Origin of the sequence: Microlunatus flavus (genome assembly GCF_900110855.1) — a bacterium.
GTDB classification, from domain to species: domain Bacteria; phylum Actinomycetota; class Actinomycetes; order Propionibacteriales; family Propionibacteriaceae; genus Microlunatus; species Microlunatus flavus.
In genome coordinates this window covers 555,027-575,273 of sequence record NZ_FOFA01000003.1, presented here as the reverse complement: position 1 = coordinate 575,273, position 20,247 = coordinate 555,027, and the positions used below count along the sequence as shown (strand labels likewise).

The window sequence follows — 20,247 nt, the reverse complement described above, 5'->3', positions numbered from 1 at the left end:
CGCGGGCTAGTCTGACCGGGCGCCGCGACCCGCGCGGCGCGCACCCAGGAGGTCAGCCGCACCGTGTCCGAGAGCCCGTCCCCGTCCGCGCCGAGCGACGACCAGGGCAGCGGGACGACGGCTCGCGAGACGGGCCTGGACCGCTTCGGCGACGACCGCCGCGTCGTCGCCATGCGCCTCGACGGCGAGCTCGCCGACCTCAGCCGTGAGATCTCGCCCGACGACGTCGTCGAGCCGGTGCTCATCGACAGCCCCGACGGACTCGCGGTGCTGCGGCACTCGACGGCGCACGTCGCCGCCCAGGCCGTCCAGAGCCTGCACGCCGACGCGAAGCTCGGCATCGGCCCGCCGATCACGGACGGCTTCTACTACGACTTCGACCTGGCCGAGCCCTTCACGCCCGAGGCGCTCAAGGAGGTCGAGAAGGCGATGCAGCGCATCGTCAAGGAGCGTCAGCGCTTCCGCCGCCGCGAGGTCAGCGACGAGCAGGCCGCGATCGAGCTGGCGGACGAGCCGTACAAGCTCGAGCTCATCGCCGACAAGGGGTCGGCCGGCGACGCGGTCGTGCACGTCGGTGACGGCGACGGTTCCGGCGACGCGTCCTCGGTCGAGGTCGGCGCCGGGCAGCTGACGATCTACGACAACCTCAAGCGCGACGGCTCGGTGGCCTGGTTCGACCTGTGCCGCGGGCCGCACGTCCCGCACACGGGCTACATCCCGGCCTTCTCCGTCACGCGGAGCTCGGCCGCGTACTGGCGCGGCGACCAGGCCAACGCCCAGCTGCAGCGCGTCTACGGCACGGCCTGGCCGAGCCGCGACGAGCTCAAGGCGTACGAGTTCCGGCTGGCCGAGGCCGCCCGGCGCGACCACCGCAAGCTCGGCGCGGAGCTCGACCTGTTCTCCTTCCCCGACGAGCTGGGCTCGGGCCTGCCGGTTTTCCACCCCAAGGGCGGCGTGATCAAGCGCGAGATGGAGGACTACGTCCGCCGGCGCCACATCGAGGAGGGCTTCTCCTACGTCGGCACGCCCCACATCAGCAAGGAGGGGCTGTTCCACACCTCCGGGCACCTGCCGTACTACAAGGACACGATGTTCCCGCCGATGGAGCTCGAGGGGTCGAGCTACTACCTCAAGGCGATGAACTGCCCCATGCACAACCTGATCTTCCGGGGCCGGGGCCGGTCCTACCGTGAGCTGCCGCTGCGCTTCTTCGAGTTCGGCAGCGTCTACCGCTACGAACGGTCCGGCGTCGTGCACGGCCTCACGCGGGTGCGCGGGCTGACGCAGGACGACAGCCACTCGTACGTGACGCCGGAGCAGGCGCCGGGCGAGGTCAAGCACCTGCTCGACTTCGTGCTCGGGCTGCTGCGCGACTTCGGCCTCGACGACTACTACCTCGAGCTGTCGACGCGCGGCGACTCCGACAAGTTCATCGGCTCCGAGGAGGAGTGGGCCGTCGCGACGAAGGTGCTCGAGGACGTCGCGCTGGCCTCCGGCGTGCGGCTCGTCCCCGACCCCGGGGGCGCGGCCTTCTACGGCCCCAAGATCTCGGTCCAGGCACGCGACGCCATCGGGCGCACCTGGCAGATGTCGACGATCCAGTACGACTTCAACCAGCCCGCGCGCTTCGGGCTGGAGTACCAGGCCGCCGACGGCACGCGCCAGCAGCCGGTGATGATCCACTCCGCCAAGTTCGGCTCGATCGAGCGGTTCATCGGGGTCCTCACGGAGCACTACGCCGGGGCGTTCCCTCCCTGGCTCGCGCCGGTCCAGGTCGTCGGCATCCCGGTGGCGGGGGAGTACGCGCCCTACCTGCTCGAGGTCGCCGACCGGCTGCGCACGGCGGGCCTGCGCGTCGAGGTCGACGACAGCGACGACCGGATGCAGAAGAAGATCCGCAACGCCCAGAAGGAGAAGGTGCCCTTCATGCTCATCGCGGGCGCCGACGATGTCGCCGCGGGGGCGGTGTCCTTCCGCTACCGCGACGGCACGCAGAAGAACGGTGTGGGAGTCGAGGAGGCCGTCCGGGAGATCACCGACGCCGTCGCGGCGCGCGTCCAGGTCTGACGACACCCGTTTCCGAGAGAGGATGGGGGTGCACGCCGGGGAGCGTGCGGCAGGCGAGCAGGAAAGAGCAGACGTGGTGCAGGGCGAGCCGGAGGTCGAGGCGGCGGGCACGCGGCCGGGCGACCCCGACGGGTTCCAGCGGCTGTGGACCCCGCACCGGATGGTCTACATCGGCGGGCAGGACAAGCCGAGGACGTCCGAGGCGGCCGACTGCCCGTTCTGCACCATCCCGCTGCGCGGCGACGACCGCGAGGCGCTCATCGTGCACCGCGACGAGGTCGCCTACGTCGTCCTCAACCTCTACCCGTACTCCCCGGGGCACCTGCTGGTCTGCCCCTACCGCCACGTCGCCGACTACACCGACCTGACCGAGGCCGAGACGCACGCGGTCGCCCGCCTCACCCAGCAGTGCATGCGCGTGGTTCGGGCGGCGAGCGCGCCCGACGGGTTCAACCTCGGGCTCAACCAGGGGGCCATCGCGGGCGCAGGCATCGCCGCGCACCTGCACCAGCACGTCGTTCCGCGGTGGTCCGGCGACGCGAACTTCCTCCCGGTGATCGGGCAGACCAAGGCGCTGCCGCAGCTGCTCGACCAGACCTGGCAGGTCGTCACCGACGCCTGGGCCCGCGTCGCGGCGGCGTCGAGCGAGGAGGGCGCCTGATGCTCGAACGCTTCCGCTCGCTCTCGGGGCTCGTGCTCGGCCCGGTCGTCCGCTTCCTCATCGCGCGCGGCGTCTCGCCCGACGTCGTGACCGTCGCCGGGACGATCGGCGTCGTCCTCGGCGCACTGGTCTGCTTCCCGCAGGGCTGGCTGTGGCAGGGCGTGCTCGTCGTCACCGTGTTCGTCGTCTCCGACATGATCGACGGGCTGATGGCCAAGACCACCGGCACGGCGTCGCCGTGGGGCGCGTTCCTCGACTCGACGTCGGACCGGCTCGGCGACGCGGCGGTGTTCGGCGGGATCCTGCTGTTCTTCGCCTACCAACAGGACTCGACGCTGTGGGCGGCGGTCGCGCTCGCCGGGCTCGTCTTCGGCCAGTGGACCTCCTACGTCAAGGCGCGCGCCGAGAGCCTGGGCTTCACCTGCGGCGGCGGGCTCGCCGCACGGGCCGACCGGCTGGTGATCGTGCTCGTCGGCGCCTTCCTCGCCGGGCTCGACGTCCCGTACGTCCTCGAGGCGGCGATGGCGCTGCTCGCGGTCACGAGCATGATCACCGTGTTCCAGCGCATCGAGCAGGTCCGTCGCCAGGCCAAGGGGCTGCCGGGACGCCGCGACCCGGCGACGCATGGCCAGCCGGCCTGAGGCGGCGCGCCGCCGCCGTCGGGTCCTGCCGGACCGGGCCCGGGTGGTCCGCGCCGCGTACCGGCTCGGCTGGCGCCACGGCGGCCGGCTGCCCGAGCCGGTCGTCCGCGCGCTCTCCCTCGTCGCCGCGCGCGTGGTCGTCGCCCGCGACGGCGTCCACGTCGCCCGCCTGCGCGAGAACCTCACCGTCCTCTCCGGCCGCCCGGCCGACGCCGCCCTGCTGCGCGCCGGCATCGCCTCCTACCTGCGGACCTTCTGGGAGGTCCTCGCGCTGCCGCGCTGGAGCCCGCAGCAGGTGCTCGACCGCGTCGACCTCGTCAACGGCCCCGTGGTGCACGAGGCGTTCGCGACGACCGGCGCCGTCATCGCGCTGCCGCACAGCGGCAACTGGGACCTCGCCGGAGCCTGGGCCTGCCTCAGCGGCATGCCGGTGACGAGCGTGGCCGAGCAGCTGGGCGCCGCCGAGTTCGCCGCGTTCCTCGCGTTCCGCGAGGGGCTGGGGATGGAGATCCTCTCCCACCGCGCGCCCGGTCTGGTCGACACGCTCGTCGAGCACGTGCACCGCCGCCGGCTCGTGTGCCTGATGGCCGACCGGAACTTCAGCGGCCGCGGCGTCGAGGTCGACCTCGCGGGGCGCCGCGTGACGATGCCGGCCGGCCCCGCCGAGGTCGCGCGCCGCAGCGGCGCCGCGCTCATCCCGACGGTCGCCCACTACGGGGGCCGCCCGCTGCGGCGCGGCGCGCAGATGCGCCTGGTCCTGGGGCCGGTCGTGCCCGCGCAGCCGGGGGACGACGGCCTGGTCGCCATGGTCCAGGCCTGCGCCGACTTCTTCACCGCCGTGCTGAGCGACCACCCCGAGGACTGGCACGTGCTGCAGCCCTTCTTCGACGTCCCGGCCCGCCGGCCGACGGCGGTCGCGTGAACCGCCATCCCGTCGCCCCGCGCCTGCGGCCGCTGCGCGTCGGCCTCGTGTGCCCGTACGCGCTGGACGCCCCCGGCGGGGTCCAGCAGCAGGTGCTCGGGCTCGGCGCGTGGCTGCGCGGCGCCGGCCACGACGTGCGCGTCCTCGCGCCCGGCGGGCTGCCCGAGGAGGCGTACGGCCTGGAGGAGTCCCGGTTCACCTCGGCGGGGGCCGCGCTCGGGGTGCGCTACAACGGTTCCGTGGCGCCCGTCGCGCCGGGACCGCTGGCCGCGGCACGCACCCGGCGCTGGGTCGCCGCACAGGCCGTCGACCTGCTGCACGTCCACGAGCCGCTCGCGCCGAGCACGTCGCTGCACGCGCTCGCCGCCGCCCGCTCGCCCGTGGTCGCCACGTTCCACACGGCCACCCCGCGCTCGCGCGCCCTGCGGATCGCGCGCAACGCCCTCGGCGGCGCGGTCGACCGCATCGACGCCGGCGTCGCCGTGTCGCCGACCGCCCGCGAGGTCGTGACCCGCCACCTCGACCGGGACACCGTCGTCGTCCCGAACGGGCTAGATGTGGCCGCGTACGCCGCGGGTCCCGGCCGGCCGGAGAGCGCGCCCTGGGGCCCGGGCCCCCGGCTGCTGTTCCTCGGGCGCAGCGGCGAGCCCCGCAAGGGCCTCGACGTCCTGCTGGCCGCGCTGCCCGCGCTGCGGCGCGCGCACCCCGGCCTCGAGGTCCTGGTGGCCGGGCCCGGCCGCCAGCACCTGCCCGCCGGCTGCCGCAGCCTCGGCCTGGTCGGCGAGGACGACAAGCGGGCGCTGCTGCGCGGCGCGGACGTCTTCGTCGCCCCGCACACGGCGCGGGAGAGCTTCGGCATCGTCGTGCTCGAGGCCATGGCGGCCGGGGTGCCGGTCGTGGCGTCGGACCTGCCGCCGTTCGTCGACCTGCTGGGCGGCCCCGGCCACCAGGGCGAGCCGGACGGCCCGGGCGGGTGGGTCTTCCCGCGCCGCAGCGCCGACGGGCTCGCCGCCGCGGTGTCGGCCGCGCTGGCGCAGGGCCGCGGCGCCCGCACGCGCCGGGCGCAGCAGCTCGCGCAGCGCTTCGACTGGTCGGTCGTCGGGCCGCAGGTCGTCGAGGTCTACGACCGCGTGCTGGCCGCCCGGTCGGCCGAGGGGGCCTCGTGAGCACCGCGACGCCTCGGACGCCGGGCTCGCCGCGGCCCCCGCGGGCGGTCGACGCGAGCATGGACCTGCTCAACGCGATCCTGCGGGAGCCGGTCGACCCGGACTACGCCCGCCTCGCCGCCGCCGCTCCCGTGGACGGCGGCGCCCGGCCCGGCCGGTCGCCGGGCCGGTGGGCCGCCGGGGTCGTCCTCGTGCTGGCCGGCGCGCTCTTCGCCGTCGCGGCGCTGCAGACGAACCGTTCTGCGCCGGTCGCGGCGACCGAGCGGACCGAGCTGGTCGCGCGGATCCAGGACGCGGAGGCGCAGCAGGACCGGCTCCGCCTGCAGGTCGAGGACCTCGACGCCCAGATCGAGCAGCTGCGCTCGGGGGCGCTCGGCGACGACAGCACGAGCCGGGCGCTGGAGGCCCAGATCGACCGCCTCGGGCCGGCGGTCGGGCAGACGCCGGTCAGCGGGCCCGGCGTGGTGGTGGTCGTCGACGACGCCCCGACCAGCGCCGACGACGCCCGCGACCAGGTCCTGGACCTCGACCTGCAGGTCCTCGCCAACGGGTTGTGGGCCTCCGGCGCCGAGGCGGTGGCCATCAACGGGCACCGGCTCTCGGCCCTCACCGCCATCCGCGGCGCCGGTGACGCCATCACCGTCGACTACCGCTCGCTCACCCGTCCGTACCGGGTCGAGGCGGTCGGCGACCCACGTACGCTGCAGGCGCGGCTCGCCGAGTCGGCCGCCGGGGCCTGGTGGAACGACCTGTCGCAGAACCGGGGGATGGCCTACTCGACCTCCGACGCCGAGAAGCTGGTGCTCGACTCCGACCCCGGCATCACGCTGCGCTACGCGCGGGCGGTCGGGCGATGAGCCAGGTGACGACGACGGGGACGGGGGTGGGGCAGCGGTGATCCCGCTCATCGGGCTGGTCGTCGGCATCGTGCTGGGCCTGCTGCTCGAGCCGACCCTGCCGACGGTGCTGCAGCCCTACCTGCCGATCGCCATCGTCGCGGCCCTCGACGCCCTGTTCGGCGCGTTCCGCGCCTACCTCGAGGGCACGTTCACCGACCGCGTCTTCGTCGTGTCCTTCATCTCCAACGTCCTCATCGCCGCCCTCATCGTGTGGGTCGGCGACCAGATCGGCGTCGGCTCGCAGCTGTCGACCGGGGTCGTCGTCGTGCTCGGCATCCGCATCTTCACCAACGTCGCGGCGATCCGGCGGGTCCTCTTCCATGCCTGAGACCCATGCCTGAGCGCCGCGTCACGTCCCGCCGGCTCGCGGCCCTCGCCCGCAGCCGCGCCCGGCTGACCGACCAGCCCGAGCCGGAGCAGGCCGGCCCTGCCACCGCGGCCCCGGCCTCCGCACCGCCGCGCACCGGTGTCTGGCGGCGGATCGGCAGGGCCGCGCTGCGTCCTGGCCGCAGCCAGGTCGTCGCCGCGGTCGTGCTCTGCCTGATCGGCATGGCCGGCGTGATGCAGATCCGCACCAACGAGTCCGGCGACGCCTACCGCAACGCGCGGCGCGAGGACCTCGTGCAGATCCTCGACGGCCTCGGCACCGAGTCGCGCCGCCTCGAGGCGGAGGTCTCCGAGCTGCAGGGCACCAAGGCGCGCCTGCAGTCCGGCGCCGACACCCAGCGCGTCGCCCGCGACGACGCCCAGCGCCGCGTGGAGGAGCTGGCGATCCTGGCCGGCACCGCCCCCGCGCACGGGCCGGGCATCCGCATCCGCATCAGCGACCCGCAGGCCAAGGTCGACGCGAACGTGCTGCTCGACGCCGTCGAGGAGCTGCGCGACGCCGGGGCCGAGGTGATCGAGGTCGACGGCACGGCGCGGGTGGTCGCCTCGACCTGGTTCGGCACGGACGGGACCACCCTCGTGGTCGACGGCCAGCCCGTCGACCGGCCGCTCACCATCGCCGCGATCGGCGACCCGCACAGCCTCGAGGAGGCCGCGCGGTTCCGCGGCGGGATCGTCTCCGAGATCACCGGGCCCAAGATCGGGGGCGACGTGCAGATCGACCAGCTGGACGACGTCGTGGTGACGTCCTTGCACGCGCCGCCCGCCTCTCAGTACGCTCGGCCAGCCACAGCCGGGCCGACGCCGCGCTGACCACCGCCGTCCGCCGCGCCGCACGCCCGACCTGCACGCCCTCGACCACCCACCCCCGTCCCATGAGCCAGGAGTCCCGCCGCGTGCCCGACTACCCCGAAGACCTCAAGTACTCCGTCGACCACGAGTGGGTCCGCGAGGGCAACGAGACGACCGTCCGCGTCGGCGTGACCGCGTACGCGGCCGAGCAGCTCGGCGACATCGTCTACGTCTCGCTGCCGTCGGTGGGCGACACCGTCGCGGCCGGCGACGCCTGCGGCGAGCTCGAGTCGACCAAGAGCGTCTCCGACGTCCTCACCCCCGTCGCCGGGACCGTCAGCGCGGTCAACCCGCTGCTCGAGGGCAGCCCGGAGACCGTGAACAGCGACCCGTACGGCGACGGCTGGCTCTTCGAGCTCGAGATCGACGAGGACTCCGACCTCGACGACCTGCTCGACGCGGACGGCTACGCCGAGCACGTCGGGAGCTGAGCACCTAAACTCTCGATCACGTCTCGAGCCTGGCCGGGACCGAGTGAAAAGCGAGCACGATGCCCTTCTGCACCAACTGCGGTCACGACAACCCCGAGGGGGCGAACTTCTGCGCGCAGTGCGGGGCGCCCCTGACCGCAGCACCGCCCGCGGCCGGCGCCTCGGTACGCGGCCTCTCCGGTGACACGACCAAGACGATCCCGCCCGTCGTCGTCGAGGACACGCCCGGCGACGGGCTCAGCCCCGTCGACGAGGCGGCCGTCCAGGCGCTGCCGCAGGGGTCAGGGATGCTCGTCGTGCAGCGCGGGCCCAACGCGGGCAGCCGCTTCCTGCTCGACCACGACGTCACGACGGCGGGGCGCCACACCGACTCCGACATCTTCCTCGACGACATCTCGGTCTCGCGGCGCCACGTGCAGTTCCTGCGCACGGCCGACGGCATCGTGGTGAAGGACCTCGGCAGCCTCAACGGCACCTACGTCAACCGCGAGCTCGTGGACGAGGCGCTGCTGCAGCCCGAGGACGAGGTCCAGGTCGGCAAGTTCCGCCTCGTCTACTACACGAGCGCGAGAGAGCTGGACCGGTGAGGCGGGACCGCTGATGACGGCCGAGGCCCGCAGGCCGGGCAGCGGGCGCGAGGTCACCCGCAGCATCGGCCAGGTGCTCACCGCGCTCAGCGGCGACTTCCCCGACATCTCGATCTCGAAGATCCGCTTCCTCGAGTCGGAGGGGCTCATCACGCCCCAGCGAGCGCCGTCGGGCTACCGGCGCTACGCCGAGCACGACGTCGAGCGGCTGCGCTACGTGCTGTCGGTGCAGCGCGAGCACTACCTGCCGCTCAAGGTGATCCGCGAGCACCTCGAGATGATGGACCGGGGCCAGACCCCGCCCGAGCCCAAGACCCTCGACGCGGCCTCCTCGGCGGCTCCGGCCGCCACGACCGCCGCCGCGCCGCCGGTGCCCGCCGCCCCGCCGGCCGCGCCGAAGAAGGCGCTGCGGCTGTCGCGCGCCGACCTGCTCGAGGCGAGCGGGCTGAGCGAGGCCGGTCTGGTCGAGCTCGAGCGCACCGGCATCGTGACGCCGCGGCGCGGCGGCAGCTTCTACGGCCGTGACGCCCTCACCCTGGCCATCGCCGCGCGCCGGCTGGGGGAGTACGGCATCGACGGCCGCCACCTGCGCGCGTTCAAGATGTCGGCCGACCGCGAGGTCGGGCTGGTCGAGCAGGCCATCGCGCCGTACGTGCGCCGGGCGGGCGGCAACAAGGACGTCTCCGGCGAGGTGACGCAGCTGGTGATCAGCTTCCACGCCGCCCTCGTCCGCACCGCGATGGAGCGCTGAGCCGGACGTAGGGTTGTGCCCATGCGAGAGCTCGATGTGGTCGGCGTCCGCGTGGAGATGCCGTCCAACGCACCGATGGTGCTGCTGCGCGAGGTGGGCGGGAGCCGGTTCCTGCCGATCTGGATCGGGGCCAACGAGGCGTCGGCGATCGCGAACGCCCAGGAGGGCGTCGTGCCGCCGCGCCCCCTGACCCACGACCTCATGGTCGACGTGCTGGCCGGTCTCCAGCACCGCCTCAAGGCGGTGCGCATCACCGAGCTCGAGGGCGGCACGTTCTACGCCGTCCTCGTGATCGACGACACCGAGATCAGCGCCCGCCCGTCGGACGCGATCGCCCTCGCGCTGCGCGTGGGGTCCGACATCTACTGCGCCGAGGACGTCCTCGACGTCGCCGGAATCGAGATGCCGGAGGCGGAGGAGGACGAGGTCGAGAAGTTCCGCGAGTTCCTCGACAACGTCGACCCCGACGACTTCGTGACCGGCGACGAGCCGAAGTCCTGACCCGGGGCCGGGCCAGTCTCGACCCGGCCTTCAGACTTGAGGCTCGTCCGTCCCGGATCCGCCCCGGATGCGGCGTGTCGGTGGCCGGGGCCGTGGTAGGGCCCTAGGTTCGAGCACGAAGTACCGCAGGGGAATTACAACGCCCGTGCGCGAGGCAGCAGGACCGTCAGCGAAGGATGACTCGGGGGACGAGTCCTCCGCCCGCCCATCCCCGCCTGAGGACCAGGCGCGGATCACCACCGGAGGTGTCCGTGAGCAGCACCGATCATCCCGCCGTGACGCGGCCCGAGGGGAGCACCAGCCCCGAGGTCGCCGACGCGGCGCAGGAGCTGCTCTTCGAGGGCGACTTCTCCCCGGTCCCGCGCGACCTGGGCTTCCGCGGCCCGGTGGCCTGCAGCGCCGCCGGGATCACCTACCGCCAGCTCGACTACTGGGCCCGCACGGGGCTCGTCGTCCCGGAGATCCGCGGCGCCAGCGGCTCGGGCTCGCAGCGGCTCTACAGCTTCCGCGACATCCTCATCCTCAAGGTCATCAAGAAGCTCATCGACGCCGGCATCTCGCTGCAGCAGATCCGCACCGCGATCGACCACCTCCGCGCCCGCGGGGTCGACGACCTCACGCAGGTCACGCTGATGAGCGACGGCATCTCGGTCTACGAGTGCACCAGCGACGACGAGGTCATCGACCTGCTCAGCGGTGGCCAGGGGGTGTTCGGCATCGCCCTCGGCGGCGTCTGGCGCTCGATCGAGGGCACGCTGTCCGAGCTCCCGGCCGAGCGCGCGGCCGCTGAGCCCGAGCCGGCTCGCACGGCCGACGACGAGCTCGCCCAGCGCCGCCGGGCCCGCGCCGCCGGCTAGCACCCACCCGTACGACGCGTCGGACGCCCACCACTGCCGAGTGGTGGGCGTTCCTGCGCTAGATTGGGCTGCAGCAAGCGACCGCGCGGGAGAGCGCAGCGGCTCAGCGATGAGCGCTGCCGCCGAAGGGGCAACATCCCCGGAACCTCTCAGGCACCCAGACCGCGCGGCCATGACGACTCTGGAGCCGACCGGTGACAGAGGGGGAACGGTGCCCGCTGTGCGCGGTCGCCGGCGCAGCCGCCGTCCCCGGGAGCCGTCCTCATGGCCCGTCCTGCAGCCACCGACGCTGGAGCAGTCGTCGCTGGAACCACCGTCTTCGCCGACCGGCACATCGGCCCGCGTGCCGACGAGCGCGACAAGATGCTCGCCGCCCTCGGCCTGTCCTCGCTCGACGAGCTCGTCGAGCAGGCCCTGCCCGCCGGCATCCGCTCCAGCGAGCCCCTGAACCTTCCCCCCGCGCTCTCCGAGACCGAGGCGCTGGCCGCGCTGCGCGGCCTGGCGGCCCGCAACGCGCCCCGCCGCGCGATGATCGGGCTCGGCTACCACGGCACGGTCACACCGTCGGTGATCCGGCGCAACGTCCTCGAGGACCCGGCCTGGTACACCGCCTACACGCCGTACCAGCCCGAGATCAGCCAGGGCCGCCTCGAGGCCCTCCTGAACTTCCAGACGATGATCAGCGACCTCACCGGGCTGCCGACCGCCGGGGCGAGCCTGCTCGACGAGGCGACCGCGGTCGCCGAGGCGATGACCGTCGCCCGCCGCTCGACCAAGCAGGGCCAGGTCCTGCTGCTCGACGCGGCCACGCTGCCGCAGACCGTCGCCGTCGTCCGTACGCGGGCGGTGCCGCTCGGCATCGAGGTCCGCCTCGCCGACGACCTGTCCGCCGCGCTGAGCGAGACCGACGCCTTCGCCGTGGTCGTCCAGACCCCGGCCGCCGACGGCCGCGTCGCCCCCACGAGCGAGCTCGAGGCCCTCGCCGCGCAGGCCCACGCGCAGGGCGCCCTCGTCATCGCCGCGTGCGACCTGCTGGCCCTCACCCTGGTCACGCCGCCCGGGGAGTGGGGCGCGGACATCGCCGTCGGATCGAGCCAGCGCTTCGGGGTCCCGCTCTTCTACGGCGGCCCGCACGCCGCGTTCATGGCCGTCCGGGCCGGGCTGGAGCGCACGCTGCCCGGCCGCCTGGTCGGCGTCAGCCGCGACGTCCACGGAACCGCCGCCTTCCGGCTCGCCCTGCAGACGCGCGAGCAGCACATCCGCCGCGAGAAGGCGACCTCCAACATCTGCACCGCCCAGGTGCTGCTCGCGGTCGCCGCGAGCATGTACGCGGTCTACCACGGCCCCGAGGGCCTGCGCGCGATCGCGGAGCGCGTCCACGCGGACGCGACGAAGCTCGCCGCCGACCTGGCCGCAGCGGGCATGGCTCCCGACCACACGTCGTTCTTCGACACGCTGACCGTCGCCGTGCCCGGGGAGGCCGCCGCGGTGGTCGAGCGGGCCCGCCGCTCCGGCGTCCACCTGCGCCTGGTCGACGCCGGCCGGGTCGGGATCTCGGTCGGGGAGGACACGACGACCGCCGACCTCGACGCGGTGCGCGCCGCCTTCGGCAGCGACCACGGCGGCGACCGGGCGACGACGACGTTCGGCGACCTGTCGGCCAGCGAGCGCACCAGCGCCTACCTGCAGCACCCCGTGTTCCGCACCCACCACAGCGAGACGGCGATGCTGCGCTACCTGCGGGCGCTGTCCGACCGCGACTTCGCGCTCGACCGCGGGATGATCCCGCTCGGCTCCTGCACCATGAAGCTCAACGCGACGACGGAGATGGAGCCGATCTCCTACGACGGCTTCGCGAACCTGCATCCGCTGGCCCCGGCCGAGGACGCGCAGGGCTACGCCGAGCTCGTCTCCACCCTCGAGGGCTGGCTGGCCGAGGTCACCGGCTACGCCCGCGTCTCGGTGCAGCCGAACGCCGGCAGCCAGGGCGAGCTCGCCGGACTGCTGGCCATTCGCGGCTACCACGAGGCGCGCGGCGACCACGAGCGCCGGGTCTGCCTCATCCCCTCGTCGGCGCACGGCACCAACGCCGCCTCCGCGGTCATGGCCGGGATGAAGGTCGTCGTCGTCAAGGCCACCGACGACGGTTCGGTGGACCTCGACGACCTGCGGGCCAAGATCGCCACGCACGCCGACCAGCTCGCCGCGATCATGGTCACCTACCCCTCGACCCACGGCGTCTTCGAGGAGACCATCACCGAGCTGTGCGCGCTGGTGCACGACGCGGGCGGCCAGGTCTACGTCGACGGGGCCAACCTCAACGCCCTGCTGGGCCTCGCCCGGCCCGGACGGTTCGGGGCGGACGTGAGCCACCTCAACCTCCACAAGACGTTCTGCATCCCGCACGGCGGCGGCGGGCCAGGCGTCGGCCCGGTCGCGGTCGGGGAGCACCTCGTGGCGTTCCTGCCCGGCGACCCCCGCCGCGGCGCCCGGAACATCGACGACGGCGCGGTCGGGCCGGTATCGGCCGCCCCGCACGGCTCGGCGGGCATCTTGCCGATCAGCTGGGCCTACATCGCCATGATGGGCGCCGACGGCCTCACCGCCGCGACCCAGCACGCGCTGCTCGCCGCCAACTACGTCGCCGAGCGGCTCGGCGCGGCGTACCCGGTCCTGTACGCGGGCCGCGGCGGCCGCGTCGCGCACGAGTGCATCCTCGACCTGCGCCCGATCACCAAGGCCAGCGGCGTGACCGTCGACGACGTGGCCAAGCGGCTCGTCGACTACGGCTTCCACGCCCCGACGATGAGCTTCCCGGTCGCGGGCACGCTCATGGTCGAGCCGACCGAGTCGGAGGACCTCGCCGAGCTGGACCGCTTCTGCGACGCGATGCTCGCCATCCGCGACGAGATCGCCCGGGTCGAGGCCGGGGAGTGGCCGGCCGAGGACAACCCGCTGGCCAACGCCCCGCACACGCAGGGCGCGGTCACCGCCGACGAGTGGGACCACCCCTACTCCCGGCGCACGGGGGCCTACCCGGCCGGCTTGCACGCCGGCCCGATCTACGCCACCGGCAGCGACAAGTACTGGCCGCCGGTCGGCCGCATCGACGGCGGCTTCGGCGACCGGCACCTGGTCTGCACCTGCCCGCCGCCGGAGTCGTTCGAGGAGTAGCTCAGGTCAGGTAAGGGTCGGCCCACGCGCTGATGATCCTCGCGGCCCGCGCGGCCTGACCCTTGCCGGTGAGCAGGTGGTCGGCGCCCTCGAGGGCCACGAAGCTGCGCGGGTGGCGCGCGGCCTGGAAGATCTGGCTGGCGTTGCGCACCCCCACGGTGTTGTCCGTGGGGGAGTGCAGGACCAGCAGCGCGCGCCGCAGGGTCCGGATGCGCTCCCGCAGGTCGCTGCCGCGGACGTCGTCGATGAAGTGGCGGCGCAGCGTCAGTGCCTTGCCGCCGACGAGGAACGGCGCCTCGCCCTCGGCCTCGATGCGCTCCAGGAGCGCGTCGTAGTTGTGCTCGACGTGCTTGGGCTCGTACGGGGCGCCGATGCTGGCGACGGCCCGCACGCTGTCGGACAGGTGCGCGGCGGCGATGACCGCGGCGCCGCCGAAGGAGTGGCCGACCAGCAGCCGCACGGTTCGACCGGCGTCGTTCATGAACTCGACCGCGCGGGCGGTGTCGGCGACCTTGCGGGAGAACGAGCCGTCGCCCCAGTCGCCCTCGGAGTCGCCCAGCCCCAGGTTGTCGAAACGCAGCACCCCGACGCCCTCGCGGGCCAGCTGCTTGGCGATCCGGCTGGCCGCCGGGGAGTCCTTGCCGAGGGTGAAGCCGTGCGACAGCACCGCCCACCCGCGGGCCTCGCCCTCGGGCAGGTCGACGAGCCCCGCGAGCAGCGGTCCGGTGGTGCTCGCGAACCTCACCTTCTCGGCCATGCCCCGATCCTCTCAGGCGAGCAGGATCACAGCGAGGACGGGAAACCTTCGACGGCTCCGGAGCGTTGAACCTGCCGATGCCCACTCCTGACCGGCCCTCCGCCCGCCGTCCACGCTCGCTGCTGTGGACCGGTGGTCTCTTCGTCGTCGTCAGCGTGGTCTGCGGCCTGCTCGTGACGGGCCTGACGCTGCCCCTGGTGGGCGGTGCCGCGTGGGGGGCCAAGGCCGCGCGCGACGGCATGTCGAGCCTGCCGCTGGAGTTCGACGCGCCGGCCCAGAGCCAGCGCACCCGCGTGCTCGACGCCGACGGCCGCACGCTGGCGTACTTCTACGACCAGAACCGCGACTACGTCAGCCTCGACGACATCGCCCCGGTGATGCGCACGGCCCTGATCTCCATCGAGGACCACCGCTTCTACGAGCACGGCCCGCTCGACGCCCAGGGCACGCTGCGCGCCTTCGTCACGAACTTCTTCGCCGGCGGCGTCACGCAGGGCGGCTCGACCCTGACCCAGCAGTACGTCAAGCAGGTCCAGGTCAACACCGCCGCGCTCAAGGGCGACGAGAACGGCGTCGAGGCGGCGACGGACAGCAGCTACCAGCGCAAGCTGCGCGAGCTGCGCTACGCGGTGTCGGTCGAGGACACGATGAGCAAGGACCAGATCCTCGAGCGCTACCTGAACATCGCCTACTTCGGCGGCGGCGCGTACGGCGTCGAGGCCGCGGCCGAGCACTACTTCGGCACCAGCGCCAAGAAGCTGACGCTGCCGCAGGCCGCGATGCTCGCCGGCCTCGTGCAGAACCCCAACGGCTACGACCCGGTTGCCCACCCGGACGCGGGCCTGGCCCGGCGCAACGTGGTGCTCGACCGGATGGCCGAGCTCGGCACCGCGAGCCAGTCGGCCGTGACGAAGGCCAAGAAGGCCAAGTTCGACCGCAAGGGCACCGAGGACTTCGTCAGCGGCTGCCAGAGCACCGACTACCCGTTCATCTGCGACTACGTGAAGCGCTCGCTGCTGACCATGCCGAGCCTCGGCAAGACGCCGGCCGAGCGCGAGCAGACGCTGATGCGCGGCGGCCTCACCATCCGCACCGCGATCGACCCGGACACCCAGGACGAGGTGCAGAAGGAGGTCAGCGCGGCCGTCGGCCCCAAGGACCCGGTCATCGCGGCCATGGACATGATCGAGCCGGGCACCGGACGCATCGTGGCGATGGCGCAGAGCCGGCCCGTGATGGGCTCGAACGCCAAGAAGGGCCAGACCTACTGGAACTACTCGGTGTCGCGCGAGATGGGCGGCGCGCAGGGCTTCCAGGCCGGGTCGACCTTCAAGGCGTTCACCGCCGCCGCGGCGCTCGAGCAGGGCATCCCGCTGTCGCAGCGCTTCGACGCCCGCGCCCGGATGGACTTCACCGGTGCGCGCTTCGACTCCTGCGACGGGCCGATGCAGCTCGCGGGCCGGTTCCCGGTCTCGAACTCCACGGGCGTCAACGGGACGATGGACATGTACCGCGCGGCCCAGTTCTCGGTGAACACCTACTTCGTCCAGCTGGCCCTCGACGTCGGCATGTGCGACATCACCAAGATGGCGTCCAAGCTGGGCGTGGAGTCCAACACCCCGGACCAGCCGATCAGCTCCTACGACACGCTGCCCTCGTTCACCCTCGGCACCGCGGAGACGAACCCGCTGTCGGTGGCCAACGCGTACGCGACCTTCGCCTCGGGCGGCATCCACTGCGACCCGGTGATCGTCACCAAGATCACCGACAGCGCCGGCAAGTCGCGCGACGTCCCCGACGGCGACTGCAAGCGCGTCATCTCCACCGACGTCGCGAGCGCCATGGACTCGCTGCTGTCGAGCGTCGTCACCAAGGGCACCGGTGCACGGGCCCGGACCGACGACGGGCGGCCCCAGGCGGGCAAGACGGGCACCATCGACTCCAACGCGGCCGTCTGGTACGCGGGCTACACCCCGCAGATCTCCGGCGCCGCGATGATCAGCATCGACAAGGAGCGCGGCTCGCGGACCAGCCTCAAGGGCTACACGGTGCCGTCCACGGGGCTGTACCTCGAGGGCTCGGGCTCCGGCGACGCGGGCCGGCGGATCTGGAAGCCGGCCATGGAGGAGTACCTCAAGGGCAAGCCGGCCGAGTCGTTCCCGTCCCCGCCGGCCGACCTGGTCCGCGGGCCGCAGCAGGGCGGTCCGGACCGCTTCGGTCCCGGCGGCGGGCCGCAGCCCCCGGGCGGGCGCTGAGGCTCGCGTAGAGGTCGAGGTGGCTCCGCGCCGCACGTTCCCAGGTGTGGTGCAGGGCCAGCCCGGCCCCGCCCGGCAGGGGTCCGCGCTCGACGCACTCAAGGAGCGCCGCCGCCATCGACCGCTTTTCGTCGGCGTAGCGCACGTGGTCGCCGAAGACCTCGCGCAGCACCGGTAGCGGCCGCGCGAGCACCGGCACGCCCGCCGCCAGGGCCTCCATCGCCGCGAGCCCGAAGCCCTCCTTCGTCGACACGAAGCCGAATGCGGCGCAGCCGGCCACGAGGCCGGGCAGCGCGGCGTGGTCGACCGGCCCCAGCACGTGGGGCACGACACCGAGCTCGACGGCCCGGGCGTCGAAGGCCTCCCGGTAGCCGCGGTAGTCGAACAGCGTCTCACCGCCGGCGAGGACCAGCTCCAGCTCGGGACGGGTGCGCCGGGCCAGGGCGAAGGCCTCGAGCAGGTCGAGCGTGCCCTTGCGCGGCTCGATGCCGCCGACGGCCAGGACGTAGCGACCGAAGCGCCGACGCCAGGGCTCCGAGGCGCCCGGGTCGGCCGCCGCCTCGACGAACCGCTGCGCCTCGACCCCGTTCGGGATCACCGTCGGCCGCAGGCCCCAGCCGGCCTCCACCTCGACCGCGACGGCGGCGGAGACGCAGACGTGGGCGTACGGCCGGACGATCGCCCGCTCGTGGCAGGCGACCAGCTCGGGCGTCGTGAACTGGTCGAGGTGGTGGACCGTCCGGACGCAGCGCGGCACGGCGTTGGCGCTGATGCAGTCCTGCGCGTGGACGACGTCGTACGCGACCCCCGCCGCGGTCCGGTCGGCGAAGGCGGTCCCGAGGACCCGGATGGAGCGCTGGATGCGCGCGCCGACGGTCTCACCCTCGAGGTGAGGCAGAGGGGCGACCTCGACCTCCACCTGAGGGTCCACCGGCCGGAAGAACCCGTCGTCCCCGCCCCGCCCCACGGTCCAGACGGTGACGTCGGCGCCGAGGCGGGCCAGAGCCTCCGCCAGGGCGAGCGTGTGGACCACCCCGCCCCGGGGCTTGGTCGAGTAGGTGAGGAGCGCGACCCTCACCGCCGGGCCCCGTCCACCCGGTCGGCCCCAGCACGGGCGGCCTCGGCACGGTCGGCCTCGGCACGGTCGGCGTCAGCACGGTCGGCGTCGGTGACGGGGCCGTACGCGGCGGGTCGGCGCTCGACGAGGTGGTGCAGCAGGCGGCGGGCCCGCGCGACCTCGGCGGCCACGTCGAGCTCGACCGCGGCGAGGCCGCCCTTGGTGCCGGTGCGGGCCAGCGCCCGTCCGGCCGGGTCGACGACCTTGGCCTGGCCGAGGAACCGCAGGTCGCCGAACACGCCGGTCTGGTTCGAGGAGACCCAGACGACCTGGTTCTCCGCCGCGCGGGCGGCGTCGTAGAGGTCGAAGAGCCGGGCCTGCCGGTCGTCGCCGAGGCGCTCGGCCCGGTTGGTCACGCTGGCCGGCCAGGCCGAGAGGGCGGCGACGACCTGGGCGCCGTCCAGGGCGAGCGAGCGGGCCGACTCGGGGAACGTCTTGTCGTAGTCGATGAGCATGCCCATCCGCCCGACCGGGGTGTCGAAGGCGGCGAACCGGTCACCCGCCGCGTACGCCGCGACCTCGCCGAGCGGCTGGTGCACCTTGCGGTGCCGGCCCAGGACCCCGTCGCCGCTGACGGCGAGCGCGGTGTTGTAGCGCAGGCCGTCCTCGAGCTCGCAGAAGCCGAAGCAGATGACCATCGGCCCCGCCAGGCGGCGGACCTGGTCGACGATCGCGTCGTCCAGGGCGAACGCCGGCGGCAGGTCCTGCGCGCCCGGGGTGCGCGAGTGGCCGGCCGCCCAGGGGTGCTGGAGGTCGGGGACGTAGCCGCCGATCGTCGCGCCCGGCAGGACGAGCAGGTCGGTCCCGTCGCGTCGCGCCCCCGCGAGCATCGCCTCCAGCTTGGCCAACGTGCGGCCCACGTCGCGCCCGAAGTGCGCCGCGACCGCCCCGATGCGGACGGGGGTCACGGCGTCCGGGGGCGACGGGCGGCGCTCACGAGGTCAGCCGCAGGTGGCGCTGGGGCCGCAGCCCCGCCACGACGTGGTCGACGACGTGCTCGGCGTCGCGGGTGAGCCCGGCGAACCGGCCGGAGCCCCAGGTGTGCAGCCACGGCAGCCCGAGGAAGTGCAGCCCCTCGACCGCGGTGACGCCGCGGTGGTGACCGACCGCGCCGCGGCCGTCGAAGACCGGCACCCGGACCCAGCGGAAGTCGCTGGAGAAGCCCGTGGCCCAGACGACCGCGCTGATGCCCGCCGCCTCCAGGTCGAGCTCCGTCGGCTCCACCTCGGGTCGCCACACGGGCACGTAGCGCGCCTCGGTCGGTGCCGCGACGCCCGTGGCCGCGACGTGCCGGTCGATCGCGTCCTTGATGTCCTCCGCGACCCGGTCCGCCCGGTCCAGCGACGCCTCGAGGGTGGGGGCGAAGGCGAGCCGCGCCCCGTCGACCTCGACGAGCCGGCCGTACAGAGCCATCCCCTCGAGCGCGAAGCGGCGCAGGTCGATGTCGTGGCCGCCGTCGCGGCCGGTCATGTAGTGGTTCGTCTTCTCCCGCTCGCGCAGGCCGCCGGGCGTGTCCTCGACGGGGACGTCGTAGAGCCCCATCTCCTCCAGCCAGTCGATGCAGTCGCGACCGCGGTAGCGCCGGGCGCAGCGGGGTGCCGACCCGACGACGAGGTGGACCTGACGCCCGGCCAGGTGGAGGTCCTCGGCGATCTGCGCACCCGACTGGCCGGTGCCGACGACGAGGACGGCGCCCTCCGGCAGCGCGTGCGGGCTCTGGTACGCCGCCGAGTGCACCTGCACGACGTCAGCCGGCAGCCGTTCGGCCAGGCGCGGGACGCGGGGGACGTGGTAGCCGCCGGTGGCGACGACGACCTGCTCGGCGCGCAGCACCTCCGGTCCGTCGGCCGTGTCCAGGTCGAGGACGAACCCGCCCCCGGCGTCCTGGCGCAGCTCGCGAACGGCTGTCCGCTCGCGCAGCGGCGGGGCGGTGCGCCGGACGTACTCGGCGAGGTAGGCGACGGTCTGCGCCCGCGTCATGAAGCCGTACGGGTCGTCGCCCGGGTAGGCGAAGCCGGGCAGGCGGCACTGCACGTTGGGGGTGACCAGGGTGAAGGACTCCCAGCGCCGGTCCCGCCAGTCGTGGCCTGCGGTGTCGCGTTCCAGCACGACGTGCTCCACGCCGGCCCGCGCGAGGAACCAGCTCGCGCTCAGCCCCGCCTGCCCGCCGCCGACGACCGCGACGGGCACCTGCCCCACGTTCCCTGAGCCTGTCGGAGGGG

General features: G+C 73.8%; 18 protein-coding genes, 1 pseudogene and 1 riboswitch. Of the genes and pseudogenes, 15 read left to right on the top strand and 4 right to left on the bottom strand.

What is annotated here, in order from left to right; all coding sequences use genetic code 11:
* Positions 1-63: 63 nt before the first annotated feature.
* The 14 genes from thrS to gcvP all read left to right on the top strand — a co-directional run bounded on the left by thrS (position 64) and on the right by gcvP (position 13,896).
* The gene (gene thrS / locus BMY04_RS10400) at positions 64-2,067 is read left to right on the top strand and encodes a threonine--tRNA ligase (RefSeq protein WP_091179469.1); all 2,004 of its coding nucleotides are present in this window, start codon (positions 64-66) and stop codon (positions 2,065-2,067) included.
* A 76-nt stretch (positions 2,068-2,143) separates the two neighbouring features.
* Entirely contained in the window at positions 2,144-2,728 is a 585-nt protein-coding gene (locus BMY04_RS10395) for an HIT family protein (RefSeq protein WP_232506287.1), read from the top strand.
* Positions 2,728-3,369, top strand: coding sequence for a phosphatidylinositol phosphate synthase (pgsA, locus tag BMY04_RS10390; protein ID WP_091179466.1), 642 nt, complete (start codon positions 2,728-2,730; stop codon positions 3,367-3,369). The genes BMY04_RS10395 and pgsA overlap by 1 nt, the downstream gene beginning before the upstream one ends.
* On the top strand, positions 3,353-4,291 hold the full coding sequence (locus tag BMY04_RS10385) for a phosphatidylinositol mannoside acyltransferase (protein ID WP_091179465.1): 939 nt from the start codon (positions 3,353-3,355) through the stop codon (positions 4,289-4,291). Before pgsA ends, BMY04_RS10385 begins: the two co-directional genes overlap by 17 nt.
* The gene (locus BMY04_RS10380) at positions 4,288-5,457 is read left to right on the top strand and encodes a glycosyltransferase family 4 protein (RefSeq protein ID WP_232506238.1); all 1,170 of its coding nucleotides are present in this window, start codon (positions 4,288-4,290) and stop codon (positions 5,455-5,457) included. Before BMY04_RS10385 ends, BMY04_RS10380 begins: the two co-directional genes overlap by 4 nt.
* Positions 5,454-6,314 carry a DUF881 domain-containing protein gene (locus BMY04_RS10375; protein WP_091179463.1) on the top strand — a complete coding sequence of 287 codons (861 nt, stop codon included), beginning with the start codon at positions 5,454-5,456 and terminating at the stop codon, positions 6,312-6,314. The genes BMY04_RS10380 and BMY04_RS10375 overlap by 4 nt, the downstream gene beginning before the upstream one ends.
* Positions 6,315-6,351: 37 nt before the next feature.
* On the top strand, positions 6,352-6,684 hold the full coding sequence (locus tag BMY04_RS10370) for a small basic family protein (RefSeq protein ID WP_091179462.1): 333 nt from the start codon (positions 6,352-6,354) through the stop codon (positions 6,682-6,684).
* 5 nt (positions 6,685-6,689) lie between these two features.
* A complete protein-coding gene (locus BMY04_RS10365; protein ID WP_091179460.1) occupies positions 6,690-7,556 on the top strand; it encodes a DUF881 domain-containing protein in 867 nt (288 codons plus the stop codon).
* Between the two features lie 62 nt (positions 7,557-7,618).
* Positions 7,619-8,026 carry a glycine cleavage system protein GcvH gene (gcvH, locus tag BMY04_RS10360; RefSeq protein ID WP_091179458.1) on the top strand — a complete coding sequence of 136 codons (408 nt, stop codon included), beginning with the start codon at positions 7,619-7,621 and terminating at the stop codon, positions 8,024-8,026.
* A gap of 59 nt (positions 8,027-8,085) precedes the next feature.
* Complete coding sequence (locus BMY04_RS10355) at positions 8,086-8,613, top strand: zinc-ribbon and FHA domain-containing protein (RefSeq protein WP_091179456.1); 528 nt, start codon at positions 8,086-8,088, stop codon at positions 8,611-8,613.
* 13 nt (positions 8,614-8,626) lie between these two features.
* Positions 8,627-9,364 carry a transcriptional regulator FtsR gene (gene ftsR / locus BMY04_RS10350; RefSeq protein ID WP_091179453.1) on the top strand — a complete coding sequence of 246 codons (738 nt, stop codon included), beginning with the start codon at positions 8,627-8,629 and terminating at the stop codon, positions 9,362-9,364.
* 21 nt (positions 9,365-9,385) lie between these two features.
* The gene (locus tag BMY04_RS10345; RefSeq protein ID WP_091179451.1) at positions 9,386-9,865 is read left to right on the top strand and encodes a bifunctional nuclease family protein; all 480 of its coding nucleotides are present in this window, start codon (positions 9,386-9,388) and stop codon (positions 9,863-9,865) included.
* A 275-nt stretch (positions 9,866-10,140) separates the two neighbouring features.
* Positions 10,141-10,722 (top strand): MerR family transcriptional regulator, encoded by a 582-nt coding sequence (locus BMY04_RS10340; RefSeq protein WP_269766215.1) that lies wholly within the window; start codon positions 10,141-10,143, stop codon positions 10,720-10,722.
* Between the two features lie 76 nt (positions 10,723-10,798).
* Positions 10,799-10,897: riboswitch (glycine riboswitch) on the top strand.
* Between the two features lie 89 nt (positions 10,898-10,986).
* Positions 10,987-13,896, top strand: a complete 2,910-nt coding sequence (gcvP, locus tag BMY04_RS10335) for an aminomethyl-transferring glycine dehydrogenase (protein WP_091179448.1) — start codon at positions 10,987-10,989, stop codon at positions 13,894-13,896.
* A 1-nt stretch (position 13,897) separates the two neighbouring features.
* Here gcvP and BMY04_RS10330 read toward each other — a convergent pair whose 3' ends face one another.
* Entirely contained in the window at positions 13,898-14,653 is a 756-nt protein-coding gene (locus BMY04_RS10330; RefSeq protein WP_091179446.1) for an alpha/beta hydrolase family protein, read from the bottom strand.
* 77 nt (positions 14,654-14,730) lie between these two features.
* On the opposite strand from BMY04_RS10330, the pseudogene BMY04_RS10325 reads away from it, so the two are divergent.
* Positions 14,731-16,629 (top strand): annotated as a pseudogene (locus tag BMY04_RS10325) (transglycosylase domain-containing protein); the annotation flags it as partial.
* A 157-nt stretch (positions 16,630-16,786) separates the two neighbouring features.
* Here the strand turns inward: BMY04_RS10325 and BMY04_RS23305 are convergent.
* From BMY04_RS23305 to BMY04_RS10310, 3 genes are read right to left on the bottom strand one after another with little or no spacing between them, the layout of a single operon-like run.
* Entirely contained in the window at positions 16,787-17,986 is a 1,200-nt protein-coding gene (locus tag BMY04_RS23305; protein ID WP_091179444.1) for an MSMEG_0565 family glycosyltransferase, read from the bottom strand.
* Positions 17,983-18,933: a carbon-nitrogen hydrolase family protein gene (locus tag BMY04_RS10315; protein ID WP_091179441.1), complete on the bottom strand. Its 951-nt coding sequence runs from the start codon at positions 18,931-18,933 to the stop codon at positions 17,983-17,985. Before BMY04_RS10315 ends, BMY04_RS23305 begins: the two co-directional genes overlap by 4 nt.
* 25 nt (positions 18,934-18,958) lie before the next feature.
* Positions 18,959-20,224, bottom strand: a complete 1,266-nt coding sequence (locus BMY04_RS10310) for an MSMEG_0569 family flavin-dependent oxidoreductase (protein WP_232506237.1) — start codon at positions 20,222-20,224, stop codon at positions 18,959-18,961.
* Between the last annotated feature and the right edge of the window lie 23 nt (positions 20,225-20,247).

Coding starts and splice junctions, on each gene's coding strand:
- BMY04_RS10330 (WP_091179446.1), bottom strand. CDS start 14,653: ATGGCCGAGAAGGTGAGGTTCGCGAGCACCACCGGACCGCTGCTCGCG.
- BMY04_RS10345 (WP_091179451.1), top strand. CDS start 9,386: ATGCGAGAGCTCGATGTGGTCGGCGTCCGCGTGGAGATGCCGTCCAAC.
- BMY04_RS10385 (WP_091179465.1), top strand. CDS start 3,353: ATGGCCAGCCGGCCTGAGGCGGCGCGCCGCCGCCGTCGGGTCCTGCCG.
- BMY04_RS10365 (WP_091179460.1), top strand. CDS start 6,690: ATGCCTGAGCGCCGCGTCACGTCCCGCCGGCTCGCGGCCCTCGCCCGC.
- pgsA (WP_091179466.1), top strand. CDS start 2,728: ATGCTCGAACGCTTCCGCTCGCTCTCGGGGCTCGTGCTCGGCCCGGTC.
- gcvP (WP_091179448.1), top strand. CDS start 10,987: ATGGCCCGTCCTGCAGCCACCGACGCTGGAGCAGTCGTCGCTGGAACC.
- BMY04_RS10355 (WP_091179456.1), top strand. CDS start 8,086: ATGCCCTTCTGCACCAACTGCGGTCACGACAACCCCGAGGGGGCGAAC.
- gcvH (WP_091179458.1), top strand. CDS start 7,619: ATGAGCCAGGAGTCCCGCCGCGTGCCCGACTACCCCGAAGACCTCAAG.
- ftsR (WP_091179453.1), top strand. CDS start 8,627: ATGACGGCCGAGGCCCGCAGGCCGGGCAGCGGGCGCGAGGTCACCCGC.